Source organism: Amycolatopsis australiensis (assembly GCF_900119165.1).
In the GTDB taxonomy this organism is placed as follows: domain Bacteria; phylum Actinomycetota; class Actinomycetes; order Mycobacteriales; family Pseudonocardiaceae; genus Amycolatopsis; species Amycolatopsis australiensis.
The window spans coordinates 2,895,708-2,918,109 of record NZ_FPJG01000006.1 but is presented as its reverse complement, the minus strand read 5'-3'; the positions used below and the strand labels follow the sequence as shown (position 1 = coordinate 2,918,109).

The window sequence follows — 22,402 nt, the reverse complement described above, 5'->3', positions numbered from 1 at the left end:
TCTCAGAGCAGAGAAAACCAGTGCGCGCGCCGGAAGTCAACGGAAGTCGCGGGACGGCCCCGCCGGCGTCGCCAGGTCGAGGCGCTCGAGGTGGTCGGCGACGAGCGTGACGACGCCTTCGGCGGCCTGCACCCGGCCGCGGACCAGCAGCGCGGCGCTGGTGTGCGCGACCAGCCGGTGCCGTCGCCACAGGCCCGGCGAGACGAGGACGTTGGCCATGCCGGTTTCGTCTTCGAGGTTGAGGAACGTGATCCCGCCGGCGGTGGCCGGGCGCTGCCGGTGGGTGACCGCGCCGCCGACCCACACCCGCGTCCCGTCCTTGACCCGGGCGAGAGCGGCGGTGGTGATCGCGCCGCGCGCGGTGAGCAGCTCGCGCAGGTATTCGACGGGGTGGCTGTCCGGGGAGACGCTCGTCGCCCACAGGTCCGCGGCGGTGACCTCCAGCCGCGTCATGCCCGGCAACGCGGGCGCGTCGAGACCGGGGGCCAGGCCGGGCAGGTGGCCGGGCCGGGTGGCCGCGGCGGCACCGGCGACCCAGAGGTCTTGGCGCCGGTCGCCGCCGAACGCGCCGGCGGTGGCGAGCGCTTCGACGGCGTTGCGCTTCAGCTGGACGCGGCGGGTCAGGTCACCGGCGCCGGCGTACGGGCCGTTCGCCTCGCGTTCGGCGACGATCGCCGCCGCCGGGTCCGCGCCGAGGTGCCGCACGCCGGCGAGGCCGAGGCGCAGCGCGACCCCGCCGGTGCTGCCGGGATCGGGCTCGAGGGTGGCGTGGGCGAGGCTGGCGTTGATGTCCGGCTCGCGGACGCGGACGCCGTGCCGTCGCGCGTCGGCGACCAGCGACTGCGGGCTGTAGAAGCCCATCGGCTGCGCGCGCAGCAGCCCCGCGCAGAACGCGGCCGGGTAGTAGCGCTTGAACCACGCGGACGCGTACACCAGCAGCGCGAACGACATCGAGTGCGCTTCGGGGAAGCCGTAGCCGGAGAAGGCGTGGATCTGCTCGAAGATCCGCGTCGCCAGCTCCCGGTCGAGGCCGTTGGCTTCGCAGCCGGCGAAGAACCGCGCCATCAGCGCCTTCATCTTCGCGCTGGATCGCTTGGCGCCCATGGCGCGGCGCAGCTTGTCGGCTTCGGCCGGCGTGAACGAAGCGACGTCGACGGCCATCTGCATGACCTGCTCCTGGAACAGCGGCACCCCGAGCGTCCGGTCCAGTGCCGGGGCCAGCAGCGGGTGGGCGTGCTCCCACTGCTCCTCGCCGCGGCGGCGCCGGATGTAGGGGTGCACCGAACCGCCCTGGATGGGACCGGGCCGGATCAGCGCGACTTCGACGACGAGGTCGTAGAACTCCCGTGGCCGCAGCCGCGGCAGCGTCGCCAGCTGGGCCCGGGACTCGACCTGGAACACCCCGACCGCGTCGGCTTCGCAGAGCATGTCGTAAACCTTGGGGTCGGCGAGGTCGAGCTTGCCGATGTCCACGGCGGTCCCGTGGTGCTCGGCGACGAGGTCGATCGTGTAGTGCAGGGCCGAGAGCATGCCGAGGCCGAGCAGGTCGAACTTGACCAGCCCGACGGTCGCGCAGTCGTCCTTGTCCCACTGCAGGACGCTGCGGCCGGCCATGGTCGCCCACTCGACCGGGACCACCTCGGACACCGGCTGCTTCGAGATCACCATGCCGCCGGAGTGGATGCCCAGGTGCCGCGGGAAGTCCTCGATCCGGGCGGCCAGGTCGAGGACGTCGTCCGGGATCGCGCCGGCGGCCTGCTGCTTCGTCGCGGCGACCCCGCCCCAGCGGTCCACGAGCTTGCCGTAGGCGTCCTGCTGTCCCGGGCTGTGCCCGAGGGCTTTCGCCGCGTCGCGGATCGCCGACGGCGCGCGGTAGGTGATGACGTTGGCGACCTGCGCGGCGTGGAAGCGGCCGTGCTTGCCGTAGACGTACTGGATGGCCTCCTCGCGGCGGTCGGACTCGATGTCGATGTCGATGTCCGGCGGGCCGTCGCGCTCGGGCGCCAGGAACCGCTCGAACAGCAGGTTCCAGCGCACCGGGTCGGCGTGGCAGATCTCCAGCGCGTAGCAGACCGCGGAGTTCGCCGCCGAGCCGCGGCCCTGGCAGAGGATGTCGGCTTCCTTGCAGAACCGGACGATGTCCCACACGACCAGGAAGTAGCCGGGGAAGCCGAGCTTGCCGATGACGGCCAGTTCGTGGTCGAGCTGCGCGTAGGCCTTCGGGTTGTCTTCTCTCGTCCCGTAGCGCTTTCGCGCGCCCTGCCAGGTCAGCTCGGTCAGGTACGACATCTCGTCGTGCCCTGGCGGCACCGGGAACGGCGGCAGGTCCGGCGCGACCAGCCGCAGGTCGAACGCGACCTCGACGCCGAGCACGGCGGCCCGCCCGACCGCGCCCGGGTAGCGGCGCTCGAACCGGCGGCGCTGCTCCATCCCCGAGCGCAGGAACGCCTGCCCCGACGGCGGCCGCCAGCCCTCCAGTTCCTCGGCCGAGCGCCGGGCCCGCACCGCGGCGACCAGGTCGGCCACGACGGCGTCGTCCGGGCGGGCGTAGTGGGCGTTGCTGGACACGACGGTCGGCAGCCGCAGGTCGCGGGCCATCGCGGCGAGGTGGTCGTTCACGGTGTCGTCCAGCGGCCGGCGGTGGTCGATCAGCTCGACCGCGACGTGCGAACGGCCGAACCAGTCGATCAGCCGGGCCAGCTCGGCGTGCGCGGCGGCGGGCCCGCGCTCGGCGAGCGCCCGGCGGACCGGGCCCTTCCGGCAGCCGGTCAGCACGACGACGTGCCCGGCCAGCTCGTCGGCCAGCTCCTCCAGGTCGTAGACGGGACGACCCTTCTCGCCGCCGGCGAGCTGGGCGTGGGAGATGACCCGGCAGAGCCGGCGGTAGCCCTCCTGCTGCCGCGCGATCACCAGCAGGTGCGACCCGGCCGGGTCGGGTTCCCCGGCCTGCGGCGCGGGCAGGTCCAGCGACAGCTCGGCGCCGAACCCGACCCGGACCCCGAGCTCGCGGGCGGCGTCGTTGAACCGGACGGCGCCGTACATGCCGTCGTGGTCGGTGAGCACCAGCGCGTCGAGCTCCAGCCGCGCGGCCTCCTCGACCAGCGCCTCGGGGTGGCTGGCGCCGTCGAGGAAGCTGAAGTTGGAGTGGACGTGCAGCTCGGCGTACGGCGCGCGGATCCGGTCACCGCCGTCGTCGCGGCCCCGGCGGTCCCGCAGGTCCGGCGGCGCGCCGGCGTACCCTTCGCGCTTGCGCGACCACGCCGGGGCGTCGTTGCCGTCCCCGGGCCCGGGCGGCCGCCCGGAGGCGATCCGCTCCACTTCGGACCACGGCACGTTCGGGTTGTTGAACGCCAAAACCGGCTCCCCACAAAGGTCTTCACCGTGGGGAAGCCGGCGACTACGGTTCGAACACACGGACGAATCCGCTCGGTTCGATCCTGGGCCGGGGACCGCGCGGTGTCAACTGTGGACGGATCAGGAGTCACCGCGATCACAGGCGTGCCGTGCGCCGGCCCTAGTCGTAGACGCCCTCTACAGTCCATTGTGGATCGTCACCGACGGTGACCCGGAGCAGCAGCGCGAGGTCGTCGTGCTCGCCTTCCAGCACCACCTGGACCCGGGCCAGCGGCGGCTCGCCGCCGTGGGCGGGCAGCGGCGGGCGCACCACCCACGGGCCTGCCGAGCCGAGGACCCGGCGGGCCGGTCCGCCGTCGACCGCGACGGTCGCGGGCGGGTAGCTGAGCTCGCCGCGTCCGGTGCAGCGGACGACGTCGCCCACGGCGTCGAGCACGCTCGCCGCGGGCGGCCGGGGTGGCACCCGGATCGGCGAGGGCGGGGGCAGCCGGCCGGGCCACGGCCGGTCTTCGGCGACGGGACGCCGCGGCTCGCCCCACGGGACGAGCCGGACGCGCTCGGCCGGGCCGCGGCCGCCGTCCAGCAGCGGCGTCACGACGGCTTCCGGGCCGAGCAGGCCCTGGATCCGCACCAGCGCGCGGCCCGCGCGCTCGGCGGCGTCGGCGTCGCGGCCCATCGACCCGAGCTGCAGCTGCAGCGCCTGCCCGCCGACGACCTCCTCGGGGTCGAGGCGCAGCCGGACGATGCCCGAGGTGGGCCGGTCGCGGGCGGTGAGCCAGCCTTCGCACTGCCAGCGCACGCGGTCCGCCGTCGAGCGGGCGGTCAGCGGTTCGGCGCAGCGCCAGACGCGGACGCGTTCCTCGCCGGCTTCGGTGACGGCGACGATGGCGAGGCGGGTGCAGGCGAGGCCGTGGTTCGCGAGGACGGCGAAGAAGCGTTCGCCGAGGGTTTTGGCGACGAACGCGGCTTCGTCGATCCGGCGGAGGGGCTCGTCGAAGGTCTGGGTGACGGTGAGGTCCGGCGGGAGCGCGCGGCGCAGGGGCGGCCGTTCGGCGAGGCCGCGGGCGAGGCGGTGGGCGAGGACGGCGTCCTTCGGGAAGCGGCCGGCGACGTCGCGTTCGGCGAGGGCGGCGAACGCGCCGAGGGTGGCCAGGCCGAGCCGCCGCAGCAGGCCGACGAGCTCGCCGCGGTCGTCGCCGGGCTGGTCCAGCTCGCCGATCGGGAGCGGGGCGAGGAACCGGGGGGTGTCCCCGGGCGGGACGAGCGCCGCGCGGCGGGCGGCGAGGACGGCGGCGAAGAGCCCGTCGGCGATCCCGACCTGGCATTCGACACCGGCCCGGGTTTCCACCTGGTCGATGAGGAGTTCGGCGAGGGCTTCTTCGCCACCGAAGTACCCGGCGGCCCCGCCGACGGGCACGGCGACGACGCCGGGCCGCACGACTTCGACCCCGACGGCCTGGCTTTCGACGGCGGCGGCGACGGGTTCGAAGAGCCGGGCATCGCGGTCGGGATCGTGCTGGTGGACAACGAGGTCGGGACAGCGCGACTGGGCATCGCGGCGGCGCATCCCCCGCCGGACACCCTGCCGCCGCGCGGAGGCGGAGCAGGCAACGACCCGGTTCCCGGAGAAAACGGCGGCGGGCAGGAGCGGCGAGGTCCCGGCGGCGGCCCCGGCGGCGACGACGGGCCAGTCCGGGCACCACAGCACCAGCAGCCGCGGCGCACCGCTCATCCGGCGCACTCGAGGAGGAACGACCGCGGCGCACCGGCGGCGGCGCACCGGGACACCCGGCCGGGCGCGCAAGCCCGTATGGACAAGGCCGCGCCCGCAACGCAACCGCGGCAAACCACCCTGCCGGCCACCGACCGCGGCGCACCGCCGACCACGCAACCACGGCCGGACGCTTCGCCCCGCGCGCACCTCGCGGCTCGGCCGCCCGCCCGCGCAGGCACCCCGGCCCCGAACCCGGCGTCGACCTCATTTCCCCTGTCCGGCAAGGGATCCGACCGTCGCGGCATCCTCGCTCACCCGGCCACCTCGGCCAGCCGCCGCCGCGGTGGGCCTCCTCTCGCCACTTCGCCGCCGGCTCCCGGGAGCTGCAGCCGTACCGTCGACGGGCGCATCGCCGCGCCGCGGCCTCGGCTTGTCGCCACCACTTCGCGGGCTCGCAGGTGGCCGTGCCCGTCCTGGGTGAGGCCGTGCCAGCGGCGTTCCGACACGCTCAGCTCCACGTCCGCGCCCGGCCACCGGCCCACCGCCAGCAGCACCGTGCCGCGGTTGCGCACCCGGCCCGCCAGGCGGCGCGCCAGCTCCGGCTGGACGCCCACCGGGCCGAGCACCACCACGTCGAAGCCGTCCACCAGGGCGGACAGTACGCCCGTCAGCTCCGCGCCCGGGTGGGGCACGAGGGCCAGCCGCGCCAGGTCGACGCCCAGCTCCGCCGCCGCCGCCAGGCCCAGTTCCGGCAGGCCCGTCACCGCCGCCCACGAGCCGTCGCGGGTCGGGGCCGCCGCCAGTGCCAGTGCCAGCGACGTCGCTCCGCGCACCGCCACCGTCGTGCCGCGCCGCAGGCCGCCGCCCGGCAGCAGGTCCGCCAGCGGCGGCAGCACGCTCAGCACGTCGTCCGCGCGCAGCTCCCCCGCCGTGCGGACCCCCGGGATCGCCGTGAGCCCGGCCAGCGCGTCCGGCACCGCCACCACCGCTCACCTCCAGCACCACGTACTCGCACCGGAGACACCCGCGTCACGACGGGCGAACCCTGGAGAAAGTTATCGAACACTTGTTCGCATAGTGCGAGACGGGCGGCCCGCTGTCAAGCCGGGGGTCACCCCGGCGGGGCGGGCTCGTTCCGGCACACTGGAGGGCATGACCCGCACGAACCCGGGCATCGACGCCGCGGGCGTCGACACGCTGACCGACGCCGTGCTCACCGCCTCCCGGCTGCTGGTGGCGGTGTCCGTCCGGTCGATCGCCGCGGCCGAGGACAGCCTGACCCTGCCGCAGTTCCGGCTCCTCGTGGTGCTGCACACCCGCGGGCCGCTCAAGCACGCCACCCTCGCCGAGTACCTGGGGGTCACGCCGTCCACGGCCAGCCGCATGGTCGACCGCCTGGTCGCCGGCGGGCTCGTCGACCGGCAGCACAACCCGGTGTCCCGCCGCGAGATCGTGCTGGAAATCACCCGGGAGGGTGCCCGGATCGTCCGGCAGGTGACGAACCGGCGGCGCAAGGAGATCGCCAAGATCGTCGCCCGGATGCCGGAGGAGAGCCGCCAGGGCCTCGTCGACGCGCTCACGGCCTTCGCCGAAGCCGGCGGCGAGCCGCCCGCCGCCGCGGCACCCGAAGCCATCTGGGGCTGACCGGCCCCGCGGTGAACCCCGCCACTCCACCGCGGCTCGACTTGACCGCAACTGTTCGCCACTACAAGTATTGCTGTCTGCAATACCACCGTGCCGAACGGAGACCCGATGAGCGGCGGCCCGTCCACGCAGCCCCGCGCCACGCACCTGGGCGACTTCCAGGTCCGGCCGCGCATGCTGCTGATCACCCTGCTCGCGGTCCCCGTCGGCGGCGCCGCGGCCCTCGCCGCGCTGGCGCTGCTGAAGCTCATCGGGCTGATCACGAACCTCGTGTTCGCCCAGCGGTTCGACACCGCGCTCGGCGCGCCCGGCGGCAGCGCGCACCCGTGGTGGCTGGTGCTGACCGCACCGGTGGCCGGCGCGCTGGTGATCGGCCTGCTGGCCCGGTTCGGCTCGGAGAAGATCCGCGGCCACGGCATGCCGGAGGCGATCGAGGCGATCCTGACCGGCGAGAGCAAGGTCGCGCCGCGCGTCGCCGTCCTGAAGCCGGTGTCGGCCGCGATCAGCATCGGCACCGGCGGCCCGTTCGGCGCCGAAGGCCCGATCATCATGACCGGCGGCGCCGTCGGGTCGATCCTCGCGCAGCTGCTGCACCTGTCCGCCGACGAGCGCAAGACGCTGCTGGTGGCGGGCGCCGCGGGCGGCATGGCCGCGACGTTCGACGCGCCGCTGGCGTCGATCCTGCTCGCGGTGGAGCTGCTGCTGTTCGAGTGGCGGCCGCGCAGCTTCGTCCCGGTGGCCGCCGCCGTGCTCACCAGCACGCTGTGCCGCGGCTTCCTGCTCGGCACCGCGCCGGTCTTCGGCCTGCCCGCCGCGCCCGCGCCCGGCGCGGCCGCCGACGTGCTCGCGCTCGTCCCCGGCGTCACCGGCGGGCTGCTCGCCATCGCCGCGACCGCGCTGGTGTACCTGGCCGAGGACGGCTTCGCCCGGCTGCCGGTCCACTGGATGTGGTGGCCGGCGATCGGCGGGCTCGTCATCGGCCTCGGCGGGCTGGTCGAGCCCCGCGCGCTCGGCGTCGGTTACGACGTCATCGCGCAGCTGCTCACCGGCCACGCCACGACGTCGCTGATCGCCGGCATCCTGGTGGTGAAGACGCTCATCTGGTCGCTGTCGCTCGGCTCCGGCACGTCGGGCGGGGTCCTGGCGCCGGTGTTCATGATCGGTGCGGCACTGGGCGCGGCCGAAGGCGGGCTGCTCCCCCACGTCACACCCGGGTTCTGGGCGGTGTGCGGCCTGGCGGCGGTGGTCGGCGGCGTCATGCGCTCGCCGCTGACCGGCATCGTGTTCACCCTCGAGCTGACGCACGCGTGGAGCTTCCTGCTGCCGCTGGTGGCGGCGTCGGTGGCGGCCTACGCGGTGTCGGTGCTGCTGCTCAAGCGGTCGGTGCTCACCGAGAAGATCGCGCGGCGGCGCCTGCACCTGACCCGCGAGTACACGACCGACCCGCTGGAGACGTTCTTCGCGCACGAGGTGATGACGGCGGCACCGGTGGTCTTCCGCCACGACGAGACGGTGGACGGGACACTGCCGCACACCCGCCACGCCACGCTGTACCCCGTGGTGGACGGCGAGGACCGCCTGATCGGCGTGACGACCCGGCACGCGCTGCTGACGTGCGCGGGCCGGACGGTGGCCGACGCGGCGACCCCCGCCCACGCCGTCTGCCATCCCGACGACACGCTGCGCGAGGTGGCGAACCGGCTGGCGACGGGCCACGTCACGCAGGCGGTGGTGGTGGACCGCACGGCGCCGGACCGGGTCCGCGGCGTGATCACGCTGGCCCAGCTGCTGCACGCCCGGCGCCGGGACCTGCACGAGGAGCACCACCGCGAGCGGGTGCTGGCGGTGCCGCGATTGGCGGCCGAACGGCGCGTCCGCGTCGGGTGAACTCCCGCCCCCTTCAAGGTATAGCCGACCCCGGGGCTTGCGGCAAGGCGGGTGCGATGCCCCAGAATGGCCCGCCTGAAGCCACTACCAGCGAAAACGGGGGACGTGCGATGCGAGTGCTGTTGACGACGTGGGGTTCGCGGGGGGACGTCGAGCCCTTGGCCGGGCTCGCGGTGGCGTTGCGGGAGCTCGGGGTCGGGACGCGGGTGTGCGCGCCGCCGGACGAGGACTTCGTCGCGCTGCTGGAGCGGGCCGGGGTGCCGCTGGTGCCGCTCGGGCCGACGGTGCGTTCGGTGGTCGCCGGGCCGAAGCCGCCCGGGGCGGAAGAGGCGTTCGAGCTCGCGCCGCGGCTGGTCGCCGCGCGGTTCGAGACGCTCACCGCGGCGGCCGAAGGATGTGACGCGCTGCTGGCGACGGGCCTGCTGCCGGCCGGCGCGCCGGACGTCGCCGAGAAGCTCGGCCTGCCGTACGTGCTGGCGTGCTTCCACCTGCTCGGGCTGCCGTCGCGGCACTTCCCGCCGGGGCGGCGGCCCGGGACGCCGTCGTCGCCGGACGAGACCGACAACCGCGTGCTGTGGCGGCAGGACGCGGAGCGCGTGCAGGCGTTGTACGGCCCGGCGGTCAACAGCCACCGGGCGGCGATCGGCCTGCCGCCGGTCGGGAACGTCCGTGACCAGGTCTTCACCGACCGGCCGTGGCTGGCCGCGGATCCGCTGCTGTGCCCGTCGGCGGGCAAGACGGACCTCGACGTGGTGCAGACCGGAGCGTGGTTCCTGCCCGACGAGCGTCCGCTCCCGGAGGGGCTGGAGGCATTCCTGGACGCGGGCGAACCGCCGGTGTACGTCGGTTTCGGCAGCATGGCCGCGTACGCGCCGGAGGGCATCGCGCGGGCGGCGATCGAGGCGGCCCGCGCGCACGGGCGCCGGATCGTCCTGGCCCGCGGCTGGGCGGGCCTGACCCCGGTCGACGACGGCACCGACTGTTTCGCGGTGGGCGAGGTGAACCAGCAGGCGCTGTTCCCGAGAACGGCGGCGGTGATCCACCACGGCGGCGCGGGCACGACGACGACGGCCGCCCGCGCGGGAGCGCCCCAGGTGGTGGTCCCCCGGGTAGCGGACCAGCCGCACTGGGCGGCCCGGGTGGCGGAGCTGGGCATCGGAGCGGCCCATCCGGATCCGGCGCCGACAGCGGAGTCGTTGTCGGCGGCGCTCGAGACGGCTCTGGCCCCGGAGACGGCGGCCCGGGCGAGAGCGGTGGGTCGCGAGATCCGGCCCGATGGGGCGATGGTGGCGGCGAAGTTGCTGGTCGAGCTGGCTGGGTGACGGTGAGTCGGCCGGGTGGGCGCTGGGTCGGGCCGGGCCCGGCAGGCGGGCCCGGCCCGGCAGCCAGACCCGACCCCCGTGCCTACCGCCCCGGCCCGGCGGTCAGAGCTTCCCGCCGGCCACCGGGGGCATGTCCGGCGCGTCCTCGACGGCCGTGGCCGCCTCGCGGTAGAGGTGGTTCTCGACCTCGAACAGGTTGCCGCCGGCGCGCTCGACGACCTTGAGCAGCGTCGACATCTGCGCCACTTCCTCCACCTGCTCCTTGAGGAACCAGGCCACGAACTGCTCGCCGAGGTAGTCCTCCTCGGCGCGCGCGGCCTTGGCCATCGCCTCGATGTCGGCGGTGACGGTCTGCTCCTGCTCCAGCGCCAGCTCGATCGCCTCGCGGACGCCGGCGAAGTCGTTCCGGACCTCGCCGGTGCCCGGGATCGCCACCGGCTGGTCGCGGTCGAGCAGGTACTGCACCATCGCGAGCGCGTGGTTGCGTTCCTCGATCGACTGCCGGTAGAAGCGCTTGGCCAGCCTCGGCAGGTCACGCGCGTCGAACCAGACGGCGAGGGCGATGTACTGCTGTGCGGCGGTGAACTCGTGGCGGATCTGCGCCCGCAGGAGCTCGCCGAACTTCGATCGCTGGGTGTCGGCCATGCCCCCAACGTAGCGGCGCGCTCTACGATCTGCGCGTGACGAGCCCCCGAACGGACCTGCCCGACCTGTCCGGCACGGTCACCTGCGTCACCGGCGCCGGCGGCACGATCGGCCGCGGGATCGCGCTGCGGTTCGCCGTAGCGGGCAGCGTGGTGGCCGTGCACCACCGGCGGCCGGGCACGGCGGACGGCGTCGTCGAGGCGATCGAGGCCGCCGGCGGCCGGGCGCGCGCGTTCCCCGCCGAACTGACCGACGACCGCGCCTGCCACGCCCTGCTCGACGCCGTCGCCGGATGGGGCGGCCGGCTCGACGCGCTGGTGAACAACGCCGGCGTCCAGCCGGTCGAAGCCCTCGCCGACCTGTCGGCCCGGCGCTGGCGGGAGATGCTGGACGCCACGCTGACCAGCGCGTTCTCGTGCACCCAGGCGGCGGCCCGGCTGATGCGCGACGGCGGCAGCGTCACGCACATCGCGTCGATCGAGGCCCGGCAGCCCGCGCCGGGGCACGTCCACTACAGCGCGGCCAAGGCGGCGCTGGTCATGCACGCCCGCGGCGCCGCGCTGGAGTACGGGCCGCGCGGGATCCGCGTCAACACCGTGTCGCCGGGGCTGATCGAGCGCCCGGGCCTGGCGCGGGACTGGCCGGAGGGCGTCGGCCGCTGGCACCGCGCGGCGCCGCTGGGCCGGCTGGGCACCCCGGCCGACGTCGGCAACGCGTGCGTGTTCCTGGCCTCGCCGCTGGCGTCCTGGATCACCGGGCACGACCTCGTCGTCGACGGCGGCGTCACCGCGCGGCCGACCTGGTGACCCGCGGTCCCGGTGTCCACATCGGACTAGGACGGCACCGTCGTGTGCCGCGGCGCCTCGGAGCTCGACGAAGCCATCAGGACCGCGCAGATCGGCACCGCCATCGCCAGCGCCGCCAGCACGAACACCGGGAACAGGAACGAGAACACCTCCGCGCCTGCCGGGTCCGGCGCCGCCGGGTCCAGGTGCAGGCGGACCGCCGCCATGCCGGTGTAGTGCATCCCGGTGACCGCCGCGCCCATCACCAGGCCCGCCGCCAGCCGCGGCAGGAGCTTGTCCAGGCCGACGGTGAACCACAGCGCCGCCGTCGCCGCGACGACCGCGATCACCACCGAGAGCGCCACCAGCGCCGGGTCGTAGCCGATCGTGCCCTTGATCCGCACCGCCCACATCCCCGTGTAGTGCATGACGTTCACGGCCAGGCCGGTCAGCAGGCCGCCCAGCAGCAGCCGCCGCCACGCGAACCGGTTGCGGACGCCGAACACGAGCAGGCCGCAGAACACGGCCGCCACCGACAGCAGCGCCGACAGGGCCGTGCGGAGGATGTCGTACCGCACCGGCAGCCCGGGCGTGGCGAAGCCGAGCATCGCGATGAAGTGCATGACCCAGATCCCGACGCCGCCGATCGACACCGCGGCGAGCACGAGCCAGGTCAGCCGGACGCGCGCGTTGTCCGTGGTGCGGGCCTGCAGCGTGCAGGCGAGGCCGAGAGCGCAGCCCACCGCCGAGGTCAGGTAGGCGAGCACCACGAGCCAGTGGCCCATCGCGAAGTCGTCGTGGTCCATGGGCATTTCCGTGCTCCTGTCAGGCGTTCCGCTGTCGCGGGGCGTGCAGTTCGGCCAGCGCGTGCTCGGCCGCGGCGATGAGGGTGTGCTTCGTCGACTCCGGCGAGCGCGCGTCGCAGGTGACGACCTGGACCGCCGGCGGGATCTTGAGGGCTTCGCGCACCTGCTCCGGCGGGTGCTGACAGGTGTCCGCGAACTGGTTGACCGCCACCAGGAACGGCAGGCGGCGCGACTCGAAGAAGTCGATCGACGCGAAGCAGTCCGCGAGGCGGCGCGTGTCGACCAGGACGATCGCCGCCACCGCGCCGCACACCAGGTCGTCCCACATGAACCAGAACCGGTGCTGGCCCGGCGTGCCGAACACGTAGAGCACCAGGTCGTCGGCCAGGGTGAGCCTGCCGAAGTCCATCGCGACGGTCGTGGCGAACTTGCCCGGCACCGCTTCGGCCCGGTCGACGCCGACCCCGGCGACCGTCATGACCGCCTCGGTGCGCACCGGGTCGATTTCCGACACCGCGCCGACGAACGTCGTCTTGCCGGCCCCGAAGCCGCCTGCCACGACGATCTTGGCCGAGGTGATCCGCTTGTCAGAGTGCGCGTAGTCCACTGAGGACCCTTTCGAGCAGGTCGTTGCGTTCGTCGAAGGAGGCGTCCGCGGTGAGCGTGTCGCGGACCGACACCTGGCCGGCCGCGAGCAGGTCGCCGACGAGCACCCTGGCCACGCCCAGCGGCACACCGAGGTGCGCCGCGACCTCCGCCACCGAGCGCTGGTGCAGGCACAGCTGCGTCACCGCGGCCAGCGGGTCGGTCGGGCTGTAGGGCGCGGTGCGCCCCTCCGGCGTCGTCTCGACGAGCGCTTCGACGGCCAGCTCGACCCGCGGCCGGGTGCGGCCGGCGGTCCACGCGTACGGGCGGGCCAGCGACGCGGCGTGCCGACCGCCTTCCCGGCGCCGGCCGTCGGTCACCGGCTCGCTCCCGGCCGGGCCGGGGTGTCGACCATCTTCCCGGCCCGGTCGACCAGCAGCGTCATCTCGTAGCCGACCAGCCCGATGTCGCAGCCGGGATGGGCCAGCACGACGAGGTTCGAGCCGTCGCCGACGTTCATCAGCAGCAGGAAGCCCTGCTCCATCTCGATGACCGACTGCACGACCCGGCCGGCGGTGAACAGCTCGGCGGTTCCGATGGCGAGGCTCGAGAGCCCGGAGGCGATGGCCGAGAGCTGGTCGGCCCGGTCACGCGGCAGGGTTTCGTTCGCCGCGACGAGCAGCCCGTCGGCCGACACGAGCGCGGCGTGCGCGACGCCGGGCACCTCCTGCGTGAACGCCGACACCAGCCAGTTGCGGGACTGGTCGGCCACTTCCGCTCCTTCCTGCCGGGTGCTCATCGCTGCGCCTTCGGGTCGGTCGCGACCCGGTGGCGGGCCGCGCGCATGCCGCTGTAGTGCCGGGAAAGGTTGCTCCGCACGGCAGCCGGGTCCCGGAACGACGTGTCAGGTGCGGTCGGCTTGCGCGGCGCGGCCGCACCGGGCGCGAGCTGCGCCCCCGGCTGCCGGGCCGGCAGCCCGGACGCGGTGAACTCGACGTCGTCCAGCGTCCCGACCGCGGCCTCGGCGGCCCGCCGCAGCTCGTCGGCCGGGCTCGTCCACTCCGCGCTCGCCGGGGTGCCGGCGAACCAGTGCGAAAGCATCTGGTCGAAGATCGGCGCGGGCTCCACGACGGCCGGGCCCGGTTCCTCGGCGGGCCAGCGGGGTTCCGGCTCGCGCCGGGCGGTGCCGGCGGCCGCCGGGAGGATCGCGGGCGGCCGCGGCGGCAGGTCGACGAGGATCAGCACGCCGGGCACGTGCACGCTGGCGGTGATGCCCGCGCTCGCGGTGCGCGTGGTCGTCGGCCGCAGCCGCACGGTGATCCCGTGCGACGCGGCGAGCCTGCTCACCACGAACAGCCCCATCCGGCGGGTCGTCTCCGGGCTCACCGCCGCGCCGGCGGCCAGCCGGGCGTTCGCCGCCTCGAGGTCCTCGCGGGTCATGCCGAGCCCGGTGTCGACGACCTCGATCAGCAGGCCGCCGTCGAAGCCGCGGTCGGCGGTGAGCACGACCTGCTCCTCCGGCGGCGACGAGCGGATGGCGTTCTCCAGCAGCTCGGCGAGGATGTGCACGACGTCGGCCGCGGCTTCGGACTGCACCGACCCGCGTGGCGCGTTGCCGAGCGTGACGCGCTGATAGTCCTTGACCTCCGAGGTCGCCGCCCGCAGCAGCTCGACCGCGGGGACCGGGCCGACGTCCCGCCGCACCGGCCGGCCGCCCGCGAGGACCTGCAGGTTCTCGCCGTTGCGCCGCAGCCGGGTGGCGATGTGGTCGATCCGGAACAGCTCGGCCAGCCGCTGCGGGTCCTGCTCCTCGGCTTCGAGGTCCTCGATCACCGACAGCTGCAGCTCCACCAGCGACTGGCTGCGGCGCGACAGCGCCATGAACATCTCGCTGACCTGGATCCGCATCTCGGCCTGCTCGCCGACGGCCAGCCGCACCGCCTGCCGGTGCATGTCGTCGAACGCCCGCGCCAGCTGCCCGATCTCCTCCTCGGAGTCGACCGGCAGCGGCTCGGTCGCCTGCCAGTCGACGTCCTCGCCCTCGCGGATCCGCTCGATGGTGCCGGGCAGCCGGTTGCGCGCGGTGTCGAGCGCCGCCGCGTGCAGCCGCCGGATCGGGGAGACCACCGAGCGGGCCACGGCGAGCGCGATGGCGAGGGCGCCCAGCAGCGCCGCGAGCACCAGCGCGGCGTCGCGCAGCGCGGCGGAGCGGACCTGGTTGGTCCGGGCGCCGACCGCGTCCGAAAGCGCTTTCACCTGCTCGGCCAGGAGGGTCCCGAGCGCGGCCCGCCGGGCCGCGGGGCCGCCGGCGCCGGGGATGGTGGCGGCGGCGAACCGCGCGGCGACCGCGCCGGGCGACAGCGACCGGCGCAGCTGCGCGGTGAGCACCGCTTCTTCGGCGGCGGCCGCGGCCGCGTCGGACGGCTTGCCGCCCGGCACCTCCTGGCCGGCCAGCGCGGTCCTCAGCTGCATCAATGCCTTCACGATATCGGCCGAGGCGTCGAGATCGGCATTTCCGGCCTGGTCGACGATGCCGGGGATCACTTCCGCGAGCGCGCCGGCGAAGTCGTGGTAACCAGCGGTTTTCGCGGCCGCGGAACCGTCCTGCTGACGCAGTCCGGCCAATTTACCCAATTGATCTTCCAGCGCCCGGGAAAGCTCGGGACCGAGCTGCGCGAATTCGGCGTCGTGGCGGATCGCGGCGGCCTTCGCGTCGACCGCGGCGGTCTGCGCGGCGGCGCCGTCGTGGTTCACCTCCTCGTCGGCGAGGCCGCCGAGCTCGGCGATCCCTTGCACGACGGGCATCTGGTCGCGCACGGCGCTGAGCCCGCCCGCCTGGGCGAGCTCGACCTGCACGCGGCCGCCGGCCAGCAGCAGCGCGACCAGGACGGGCAGCAGCAGCACGACGGAGATCTTGGTGCGCAGCCGCCAGGTGCCGGGATTCCAGGAGGCGGCGGGACGACGGCGAAGTGTTTCTTCTTCTTTCATCGGTGGCGTCGCTCGATTCGTACCGGTGACCCGAGAACGATTTAAGGTGCTTTTTCCGCGGAATTCAGACGCCAGACATAACCCCGGCGACCGCGGCGCTGTCAAGGAAGCGCCGCCATTTCCCCCGTACGCACCAGCTACGCAGGGTGAGCCGCCACGGCCCGGCTTTTTACCCTCGCGGAGGGTGAACACCACCTCAAGATCGTGCGGAAACCCGGGGCGCGTCCGTGAATTTCCGCCACCGCTATTCTCGCCGGGGAAAGGGGCGGTACCTCGATGTTGAAGATCCACTTCACGGAGGCGGACCTGGCGAAGCTGACCATCGCCGAGGACGCCGATCCGATGTGGGAGCTGCTGATGAGCAGCTACCGGATGCGCCGGCCCGAGGGCGAGCCGTTCTTCGGCCGGTGGCGCCGGGGCTCGCGTTCGGCGGTCCCCGAGTCCGGGCGGCTGCTGATGGCGGCCGTCCCGCCGTACGGGTACTGCCCGGACTTCCTCACCCCGGCGGGCCGCCGCACGATCGGCGACGGGGTCGCGGCGGTGCTGGACACCCCGCCGCCGGTCCTGGCCGCCGACGTCGCCGAGCTGGCGGCGCAGGGCACGCGCGTCCCGGCGTGGCTGCGCCGGCTGGCCGGCGGCGAGACCCGCGAGCTGCACCGGCTCGGCACGGCCCTGCACGACTACTACCGCCGGTGCCTGGCCCCGGACTGGCCGGCGGTCCGCCGGGCGGTCGCCCGCGACCGCCGCCGCCTGCAGGCCAGCCTCGACCACGGCGGGCCGCAGCTGCTGCTTTCGACGCTGCACCCGGACATCACGTGGACGCCGCCGGTGCTGCGCGTCCGGTTCCCGGCCGAGCAGGAGCTGCACCTGGACGGCCGCGGCCTCCGCCTGATCCCGGCGTTCTTCGCCCACGGCATGCCGACGACGTACAAGAACCCAGGTCTGCCGCCGGTGCTGGTGCACTCGATCAGCCACCCGGGGTTCGACCGCGACGCGGAGCCGGGACCGGCACTGGCGGCCCTGCTCGGCCAGACGCGGGCGAGGGCGCTGGTGACGATCGCGATCGCACGGTGCAACACGAGCGAGCTGGCCGAACTGACCGGCGTCTCCCTCGCGACGGCCAGCCAGCACGCCTCGGTGCTGCGGGCGAGCGGGCTGATCACCAGCACCCGCTCCGGCAAGGCGCACGTCCACGAGATCACGCCACTGGGCCTCGGCCTGATCCGGGCGAGCTGACCACGGGGACTCGCGAACAACCATCCATTCGCTATGGCGGCGCGTGCCAGCTTCACCGCCGAGACGATGGCCCTGCAGCGGGCCTTCGAAACCCACCGGCCGCCCGGCCGTCGCCGGTTCGAAGACCCGTACGCCACCGCGTTCCTGCGCCCGTCGCTGCGCGTCCTCGCCGAGCGCGGGTTCGTCCTGGAATCGGACGTCTCGGCCTTCGAAGCGGGCGGCGGCTCGCGGCTGTACCGGATCGCCGTCGCGAGGAACGCCCATGCCGCGCATCAGTGACGAGCGCCGCGAGGCGCGGCGGCAGCGGATCCTCGACGCCGCGATGGCGTGCTTCGAGAAAGCGGGCCCCGGCGGGGCGTCCATGCAGGACATCGTCGCCGAGTCGGGGATGAGCGCCGTCGCGATCTACGGCTACTTCGACAGCAAGGAGGCGATCATCGAAGCCGTCGCCGCCGACCGCCACGAGCGCGAGCGGGAACTGCTCCGGGCGGCGCTCGCCACCGGTGGCCCGGACGGCCTGCGCCAGTTCATGGACGCCTGCTTCGCCTGGATCGCCGACCCGGCGGAGGCGCGGCGGCGGCGCGTCACCGTGCACGTCTGGGCCCGCGCCGAGCACGACGAGCGGCTGCGGCGGGTCGTCACCGAAGGGCTCGCGCCGCTCGGGGACGTCGAGCGCACCCTCGACGGCGTCGCGCTGCCGGACGGGGTCGAGCCCGACATGTTCGCCCGCGTCCTGCTCGCCCTCGTCCAGGGGCTTCCTGCTGCAACGGTCCTGGGAACCCGGGCTCGACCCGCAGCGGTACCGCGACACGGTCACCGGCCTGCTCGAGCGGGTCTTGCCCCGCTGAGGCCGTCGCGTGTTAGCCTGACGCCGTGCAGCGCCTCACGCCGTCCTCGCGACTCGTAACCCGGCGCGCCGGCTGAACCCAGGTCGCCGGCGCGCAGCGTCGTCGATCGCATTTTCCGGACCTGGCCGGTGATCTCATTCCTTCTTCGTCCTGGAGATCAGCCATGTCCACGTCCTTCGCCGTTCCCGCGCCCCGCTCCGCCGTGCTGCTGCGGCGCCGCATCGCGACCTACTTCGTCGGCGGTGCCGAGCAGATCCCCGCGCTCGTCCACGCGCTGGACGGCCGCCCGGTGCACGAGCTGAGCGTCGACATCAAGGACGGCGTCCGCGAGAGCAGCATGGTCTGCGCCGTCCTGCTGGCCGCCGAGGAGACCGAGCCCCTGCTCGACCGGCTGCGCGGGCTGCCGTCGGTCGTCTCGGCCGAACTCGCCTGACCCCCGCGTTTGTCCCGCCCGCACCCGGGTAGCCGACCGGCTGCCGAGAAAGCGGGAGGCGTCATGACAACGGAAACCCGGCCGCGCCGGAGCACCGCGCGGACCGCGGCCCTGCTGGTCGGGATCGCGTTCCTGGTCGTCGGGGTGCTGGGGTTCATCCCGGGGATCACCGCGGGGTACGGCGACCTGCGCTTCGCCGGGCACGAGTCGGGAGCCCGCCTGTTCGGCGTGTTCACCGTTTCGGTGCTGCACAACCTGGTCCACCTGCTCTTCGGCGTCCTCGGCGTGCTGGCCGCGCGCTACAACGGCGGCTCGCGCGCGTTCCTGATGATCGGCGGCGGCGTCTACGTCCTGCTCTGGGTGTTCGGCCTGGCGCTCAACCACGACAGCCCGGCCAACTTCATCCCGCTCGACAACGCCGACGACTGGCTGCACCTGGGCCTCGGCCTGGCGATGATCGCGCTCGGCATCGCGACGACGGCCGTCGACCGCGCCCGCGGCCAGTACCCGGAGCCCGAGATCCAGGGGCACTGATCAGGGCAGTCCCGGCAGCAGCTTGTCCAGGGTGATCGGCAGGTCGCGCACGCGGACACCGGTGGCGTGGAAGACCGCGTTGGCCACCGCCGCCGCCGTCCCGACGATGCCGATCTCGCCGATCCCCTTGCTGCCCATGGGGTTCACGTGCGGGTCGGTCTCGGCCAGCCAGTCCGCCCGCAGGTCGCGGACGTCCGCGTTGGCCGCGATGTGGTACTCGGCCAGGTCGTGGTTGACGACGTGGCCGAACCGCGGGTCGAGCAGGCTGTGCTCGTGCAGGGCCATCGACAGGCCCATGGTCATGCCGCCGAGGAACTGCGAGCGCGCGGTGCGCGGGTTGACGATCCGGCCGGCGGCGAACGTGCCGTGCAGCCGCGACACCCGCACTTCGCCGGTGTCGGCGTCGACCCGGGCTTCGGCGAACTGCGCGCCGAAGGCGTACATCGCGTAGCGGTCTTCGTCCGGGTTCTCCGGCGTGTCCGCCGAGGCTTCGTCGCCGTCGCCGGGATCGTCGCCGTACTTGTCCCGGAACGCCGCCGCGGCCGCGACCAGCGTCGAGCCCCAGGACGCCGTGCCGGTGGACCCGCCCGCGACGCTCGCGACCGGCAACGCGGTGTCGCCGATCCGCACGTCGACGTCGCCGACCGGCACCCGGAGCGCGTCGGCCAGGATCTGCGGCAGCACCGTCCACGCGCCGGTGCCGAGGTCGGCGGCGCCGATCTCGGCGACGTAGCGGCCGCCGTCGAACCGGACGTGCGCGGTCGACCCCGGCATCCGCTTCGCCGGGTAGACCGAGGCCGCGACGCCGGTGCCGACCAGCCACCGGCCGTCCCGGCGGACGCCCGGCCGCGGGTCGCGGTCCGCCCAGCCGAATTCCGCCGCGCCGGCGCGCAGGCATCCGACGAGGTTGCGGCGGGAGAAGGGGTTCCCGGTCTCCGGGTCGCGCTCGGGCTCGTTGCGGATGCGCAGCTCGACCGGGTCGATGCCGAGCCGGTGGGCCAGTTCGTCCATCGCGACCTCGGGCCCGAACATGCCGGGACACTCGCCCGGCGCGCGCATCCACGACGGCACCGGGACGTCGAGCGCGGCGAGCCGGTGGCTGGTGCGCCGGTTCGGCGCCGCGTACATCATCCGGGCGGGTACCGCGGTCTGCTCGGCGAACTCCTTGATGCGCGAGGTCTGCTCGACGACGTCCAGCCGGATCGCCGTCAGCCGCCCGTCGCGGCCCGCGCCCAGGCGCATCCGCTGGATCGTCGGCGTGCGGTAGCCGGCCAGGCTGAACATCTGCTGCCGGGTCAGCGCGAGCTTCACCGGGCGCCCCGGTACCGCCCGCGCGGCCAGCGCCGCGAGGACGACGTGGGCGTGCGCGGTGCCCTTCGACCCGAAGCCGCCGCCGACGTACGGGCAGATCACCCGCACCCGCTCTTCGGGCAGCCCGAACACCTCCGCCACCGCGCTGCGCACCGGGTGGACGCCCTGCGTGGAGTCCCACAGCGTGAGGGTGTCGTTCTCCCACAATGCCGTCGTGGTGTGGGGTTCGAGCGGGTTGTTGTGGTACATCGCCGTCGTGTACGTCTGCTCGACGGTGACGTCGGCTTCGCGCAGGGCGGCGTCGACATCACCCTCGTCGGTGTCCGTCGGGAAGGACGGGTTGACCTTGTCCGGTTTGTACAGGTCGTCGCGGTCGGCCCGCAGCTCGACGTCGGCGTCTTCGCGTTCGTAGTCGACTTCGACGAGCCCGGCCGCCTGGCGGGCGGTCTCCGGGCTGTCGGCGACGACCAGGGCGAGCACGCGGCCGCGGAACGGGACTTCCCGGTCCTGCAGCACCGCCAGCTCGGCGTCACCGGTGCCGGCCAGCCGTTCGGCGGTGAACGGCGTCAGCACGCGCAGCACGCCGTCGAGCGACTCGGCCTCGACGGTGCCGACCCGGGTGCAGCGGCCCCGCGCGATCGTGGCCTGCACGGGATGGCAGTAGGCGGCGTGCTCGGCGGGCACCTCGTAGGCGTACGGCGCGGTGCCGGTGACCTTGGCGGGCCCGTCGCGGCGGGTGAGCGGGCGGCCGATCGCCTCCGGTTCCGGCAGTCCGGTCATCGGCGCGGCTCCTCGGCGGTCAGGTCGCGCAGGACAGCGTTCAGGGTGCGCGCGACGAGCGGGATCTTGAACGCGTTGCCGCCGTCGACGCCGTCCAGCGGGCGGGCGTCGGCGAGCTCGGCCTCGGCGGCGGCCCGGAACAGCGCGTCGCCCGGCCGTCCGCCGCGCAGGACGTCTTCGGCACGGTGGGCGCGCCACGGCTTGTGCGCGACGCCGCCGAGCGCGATCCGGACGTCGGCGAGCTCGCCGTCCCGCACGTCGACCGCGGCGGCGACGGACACCAGGGCGAAGGCGTACGACGCCCGGTCGCGGACCTTCCGGTAGGCCGACCGGCGGGCCCACGGCCGCGCGGGGACGGTGATCGCCGTGATCAGGTCGCCGTGCTCGAGCACCGTGTCGCGGTCGGGCCGGTCGCCGGGCAGGCGGTGCAGGCCGGCGACCGGAATCTCACGCTCGCCCGCCGGCCCGAGCACGCGCACCCCGGCGTCGAGCGCGGCGAGCGCCACAGCCAGGTCGGACGGGTGCGTCGCGACGCAGTGCTCGGACGCGCCGAGGATCGCGTGCTGGCGGGTGGCGCCGCCGATGGCCGAGCAGCCGGTGCCCGGCGAGCGCTTGTTGCACGGCGTCGTGACGTCCTGGAAGTACAGGCATCGCGTGCGCTGCAACGGGTTCCCGCCGGTGGTCGCCCGGTTCCGCAGCTGCGCCGACGCGCCGGACAGCAGGGCCTGGGCCAGCACGGGGTACCGCTCCCGCACGCGCCGGTCGGCCGCCAGGTCGCTGTTGGGCACGCCCGCGCCGATCACCAGGCCACCGCCGGGGTCCTCGGTGATCTCCCGCGAGCTCAGCGCCGTCACGTCGACGATCCGGCCCGGCGCCGCGACGCCGAGCTTGAGGTGGTCCACCAGGTTGGTGCCGCCGCCCAGGAACGCCGCGGCCGGGTCGCCGGCGACGGCGTCGACCGCTTCGGCCGCCGTGGCCGGCCTGGCGTAGGTGAAGGGTTTCACCGCTCCTCCCCCGCCTGCCGGACCGCCGCGACGATCCCGGCGTAGGCACCGCAACGGCACAGGTTCCCGCTCATCCGCTCGGCGATCTCCTCGTCCGTCCACTGTGGAGCGTCGGTGACCGGCGTGGTGACGTGGCTCGGCGCGCCGGCGGCGAACTCGGCCAGCAGGCCCGCCGCGGAACAGATCTGGCCGGGCGTGCAGTAGCCGCACTGGAAGCCGTCGTGCTCGAGGAACGCCTGCTGGACCGGGTGCAGCTCGCCGCCGGGAGCGAGGCCGGCCGCCGTCGTCACCTCGGCGCCTTCGCAGGTCACGGCGAGGATGAGGCAGGCCAGGACGCGGCGTCCGTCGAGCAGCACCGTGCAGGCACCGCACTGGCCGTGGTCGCAGCCCTTCTTCGGGCTGTACCCGCCCAGCTGGTCGCGCAGCAGGTCCAGCAGGGTCCGCCGCGGGTCGACCTCCAGCCGGTGCGCGGTGCCGTCGACCCGCAGTTCGAGTGCGCAGGCGCGCGTCATGGCTTCTCCTCTCG

General features: G+C 74.4%; 21 protein-coding genes. 9 read left to right on the top strand and 12 right to left on the bottom strand.

The features are described from left to right. Positions 1-36 precede the first annotated feature (36 nt). The 3 genes from BT341_RS15375 to BT341_RS15365 form a co-directional block, all read right to left on the bottom strand. A complete protein-coding gene (locus BT341_RS15375; RefSeq protein WP_072476953.1) occupies positions 37-3,354 on the bottom strand; it encodes an error-prone DNA polymerase in 3,318 nt (1,105 codons plus the stop codon). Positions 3,355-3,514: 160 nt separating this feature from the next. Continuing rightward, entirely contained in the window at positions 3,515-5,086 is a 1,572-nt protein-coding gene (locus tag BT341_RS15370; RefSeq protein ID WP_177328811.1) for a DNA polymerase Y family protein, read from the bottom strand. Positions 5,087-5,379: 293 nt separating this feature from the next. Next, entirely contained in the window at positions 5,380-6,051 is a 672-nt protein-coding gene (locus tag BT341_RS15365) for a hypothetical protein (RefSeq protein WP_072481969.1), read from the bottom strand. Between the two features lie 169 nt (positions 6,052-6,220). Here BT341_RS15365 and BT341_RS15360 point away from each other — a divergent pair, with 169 nt between their 5' ends. The 3 genes from BT341_RS15360 to BT341_RS15350 all read left to right on the top strand — a co-directional run bounded on the left by BT341_RS15360 (position 6,221) and on the right by BT341_RS15350 (position 9,921). After that, positions 6,221-6,712, top strand: coding sequence for a MarR family winged helix-turn-helix transcriptional regulator (locus BT341_RS15360; RefSeq protein WP_072476952.1), 492 nt, complete (start codon positions 6,221-6,223; stop codon positions 6,710-6,712). A gap of 90 nt (positions 6,713-6,802) precedes the next feature. Further along, entirely contained in the window at positions 6,803-8,599 is a 1,797-nt protein-coding gene (locus tag BT341_RS15355) for a chloride channel protein (RefSeq protein ID WP_245804987.1), read from the top strand. Positions 8,600-8,709: 110 nt separating this feature from the next. Further along, complete coding sequence (locus BT341_RS15350; RefSeq protein WP_072476950.1) at positions 8,710-9,921, top strand: glycosyltransferase; 1,212 nt, start codon at positions 8,710-8,712, stop codon at positions 9,919-9,921. A 102-nt stretch (positions 9,922-10,023) separates the two neighbouring features. Here the strand turns inward: BT341_RS15350 and BT341_RS15345 are convergent, their stop codons facing one another. After that, the gene (locus tag BT341_RS15345) at positions 10,024-10,566 is read right to left on the bottom strand and encodes a ferritin (RefSeq protein WP_072476949.1); all 543 of its coding nucleotides are present in this window, start codon (positions 10,564-10,566) and stop codon (positions 10,024-10,026) included. 56 nt (positions 10,567-10,622) lie between these two features. On the opposite strand from BT341_RS15345, the gene BT341_RS15340 reads away from it, so the two are divergent. Beyond that, complete coding sequence (locus tag BT341_RS15340; protein ID WP_072481968.1) at positions 10,623-11,372, top strand: SDR family NAD(P)-dependent oxidoreductase; 750 nt, start codon at positions 10,623-10,625, stop codon at positions 11,370-11,372. A gap of 26 nt (positions 11,373-11,398) precedes the next feature. Here the strand turns inward: BT341_RS15340 and BT341_RS15335 are convergent, their stop codons facing one another. The 5 genes from BT341_RS15335 to BT341_RS15315 are packed head-to-tail and all read right to left on the bottom strand — an operon-like array spanning position 11,399 to position 15,730. Next, positions 11,399-12,157: an MHYT domain-containing protein gene (locus tag BT341_RS15335; protein WP_072476948.1), complete on the bottom strand. Its 759-nt coding sequence runs from the start codon at positions 12,155-12,157 to the stop codon at positions 11,399-11,401. A gap of 19 nt (positions 12,158-12,176) precedes the next feature. Continuing rightward, positions 12,177-12,764, bottom strand: coding sequence for a GTP-binding protein (locus BT341_RS15330; RefSeq protein WP_072476947.1), 588 nt, complete (start codon positions 12,762-12,764; stop codon positions 12,177-12,179). Next, positions 12,745-13,122, bottom strand: a complete 378-nt coding sequence (locus BT341_RS15325) for a DUF742 domain-containing protein (protein ID WP_072476946.1) — start codon at positions 13,120-13,122, stop codon at positions 12,745-12,747. The genes BT341_RS15330 and BT341_RS15325 overlap by 20 nt, the downstream gene beginning before the upstream one ends. Beyond that, on the bottom strand, positions 13,119-13,541 hold the full coding sequence (locus tag BT341_RS15320; RefSeq protein ID WP_072476945.1) for a roadblock/LC7 domain-containing protein: 423 nt from the start codon (positions 13,539-13,541) through the stop codon (positions 13,119-13,121). The genes BT341_RS15325 and BT341_RS15320 overlap by 4 nt, the downstream gene beginning before the upstream one ends. Further along, a complete protein-coding gene (locus tag BT341_RS15315; RefSeq protein ID WP_245804986.1) occupies positions 13,538-15,730 on the bottom strand; it encodes a HAMP domain-containing sensor histidine kinase in 2,193 nt (730 codons plus the stop codon). The genes BT341_RS15320 and BT341_RS15315 overlap by 4 nt, the downstream gene beginning before the upstream one ends. 276 nt (positions 15,731-16,006) lie before the next feature. Between BT341_RS15315 and BT341_RS15310 the strand changes: the two genes are divergently transcribed. The 5 genes from BT341_RS15310 (at position 16,007) to BT341_RS15290 (ending at position 18,781) form a co-directional block, all read left to right on the top strand. Continuing rightward, the gene (locus BT341_RS15310) at positions 16,007-16,966 is read left to right on the top strand and encodes an ArsR/SmtB family transcription factor (protein ID WP_072476944.1); all 960 of its coding nucleotides are present in this window, start codon (positions 16,007-16,009) and stop codon (positions 16,964-16,966) included. A gap of 33 nt (positions 16,967-16,999) precedes the next feature. Beyond that, positions 17,000-17,245: a hypothetical protein gene (locus tag BT341_RS15305; protein WP_072476943.1), complete on the top strand. Its 246-nt coding sequence runs from the start codon at positions 17,000-17,002 to the stop codon at positions 17,243-17,245. Continuing rightward, positions 17,229-17,873 (top strand): TetR/AcrR family transcriptional regulator, encoded by a 645-nt coding sequence (locus BT341_RS15300; RefSeq protein ID WP_084742865.1) that lies wholly within the window; start codon positions 17,229-17,231, stop codon positions 17,871-17,873. The genes BT341_RS15305 and BT341_RS15300 overlap by 17 nt, the downstream gene beginning before the upstream one ends. 104 nt (positions 17,874-17,977) lie before the next feature. Further along, complete coding sequence (locus BT341_RS15295; RefSeq protein ID WP_072476942.1) at positions 17,978-18,247, top strand: hypothetical protein; 270 nt, start codon at positions 17,978-17,980, stop codon at positions 18,245-18,247. 63 nt (positions 18,248-18,310) lie between these two features. After that, a complete protein-coding gene (locus BT341_RS15290) occupies positions 18,311-18,781 on the top strand; it encodes a DUF4383 domain-containing protein (protein WP_072476941.1) in 471 nt (156 codons plus the stop codon). Here BT341_RS15290 and BT341_RS15285 read toward each other — a convergent pair whose 3' ends face one another. Genes BT341_RS15285 through BT341_RS15275 form a run of 3 tightly spaced genes read right to left on the bottom strand, consistent with a single transcriptional unit; the run spans position 18,782 to position 22,388 of the window. After that, a complete protein-coding gene (locus BT341_RS15285; RefSeq protein WP_072476940.1) occupies positions 18,782-20,872 on the bottom strand; it encodes a xanthine dehydrogenase family protein molybdopterin-binding subunit in 2,091 nt (696 codons plus the stop codon). Continuing rightward, positions 20,869-21,876: an FAD binding domain-containing protein gene (locus tag BT341_RS15280; protein WP_072476939.1), complete on the bottom strand. Its 1,008-nt coding sequence runs from the start codon at positions 21,874-21,876 to the stop codon at positions 20,869-20,871. The genes BT341_RS15285 and BT341_RS15280 overlap by 4 nt, the downstream gene beginning before the upstream one ends. After that, on the bottom strand, positions 21,873-22,388 hold the full coding sequence (locus BT341_RS15275) for a (2Fe-2S)-binding protein (RefSeq protein ID WP_072476938.1): 516 nt from the start codon (positions 22,386-22,388) through the stop codon (positions 21,873-21,875). The genes BT341_RS15280 and BT341_RS15275 overlap by 4 nt, the downstream gene beginning before the upstream one ends. Positions 22,389-22,402: the final 14 nt, after the last annotated feature.

Coding starts and splice junctions, on each gene's coding strand:
- BT341_RS15335 (WP_072476948.1), bottom strand. CDS start 12,157: ATGGACCACGACGACTTCGCGATGGGCCACTGGCTCGTGGTGCTCGCC.
- BT341_RS15290 (WP_072476941.1), top strand. CDS start 18,311: ATGACAACGGAAACCCGGCCGCGCCGGAGCACCGCGCGGACCGCGGCC.
- BT341_RS15345 (WP_072476949.1), bottom strand. CDS start 10,566: ATGGCCGACACCCAGCGATCGAAGTTCGGCGAGCTCCTGCGGGCGCAG.
- BT341_RS15305 (WP_072476943.1), top strand. CDS start 17,000: ATGGCGGCGCGTGCCAGCTTCACCGCCGAGACGATGGCCCTGCAGCGG.
- BT341_RS15320 (WP_072476945.1), bottom strand. CDS start 13,541: ATGAGCACCCGGCAGGAAGGAGCGGAAGTGGCCGACCAGTCCCGCAAC.
- BT341_RS15360 (WP_072476952.1), top strand. CDS start 6,221: ATGACCCGCACGAACCCGGGCATCGACGCCGCGGGCGTCGACACGCTG.
- BT341_RS15370 (WP_177328811.1), bottom strand. CDS start 5,086: ATGAGCGGTGCGCCGCGGCTGCTGGTGCTGTGGTGCCCGGACTGGCCC.
- BT341_RS15285 (WP_072476940.1), bottom strand. CDS start 20,872: ATGACCGGACTGCCGGAACCGGAGGCGATCGGCCGCCCGCTCACCCGC.
- BT341_RS15295 (WP_072476942.1), top strand. CDS start 17,978: ATGTCCACGTCCTTCGCCGTTCCCGCGCCCCGCTCCGCCGTGCTGCTG.
- BT341_RS15275 (WP_072476938.1), bottom strand. CDS start 22,388: ATGACGCGCGCCTGCGCACTCGAACTGCGGGTCGACGGCACCGCGCAC.
- BT341_RS15350 (WP_072476950.1), top strand. CDS start 8,710: ATGCGAGTGCTGTTGACGACGTGGGGTTCGCGGGGGGACGTCGAGCCC.
- BT341_RS15315 (WP_245804986.1), bottom strand. CDS start 15,730: ATGAAAGAAGAAGAAACACTTCGCCGTCGTCCCGCCGCCTCCTGGAAT.
- BT341_RS15300 (WP_084742865.1), top strand. CDS start 17,229: ATGCCGCGCATCAGTGACGAGCGCCGCGAGGCGCGGCGGCAGCGGATC.
- BT341_RS15310 (WP_072476944.1), top strand. CDS start 16,007: ATGTTGAAGATCCACTTCACGGAGGCGGACCTGGCGAAGCTGACCATC.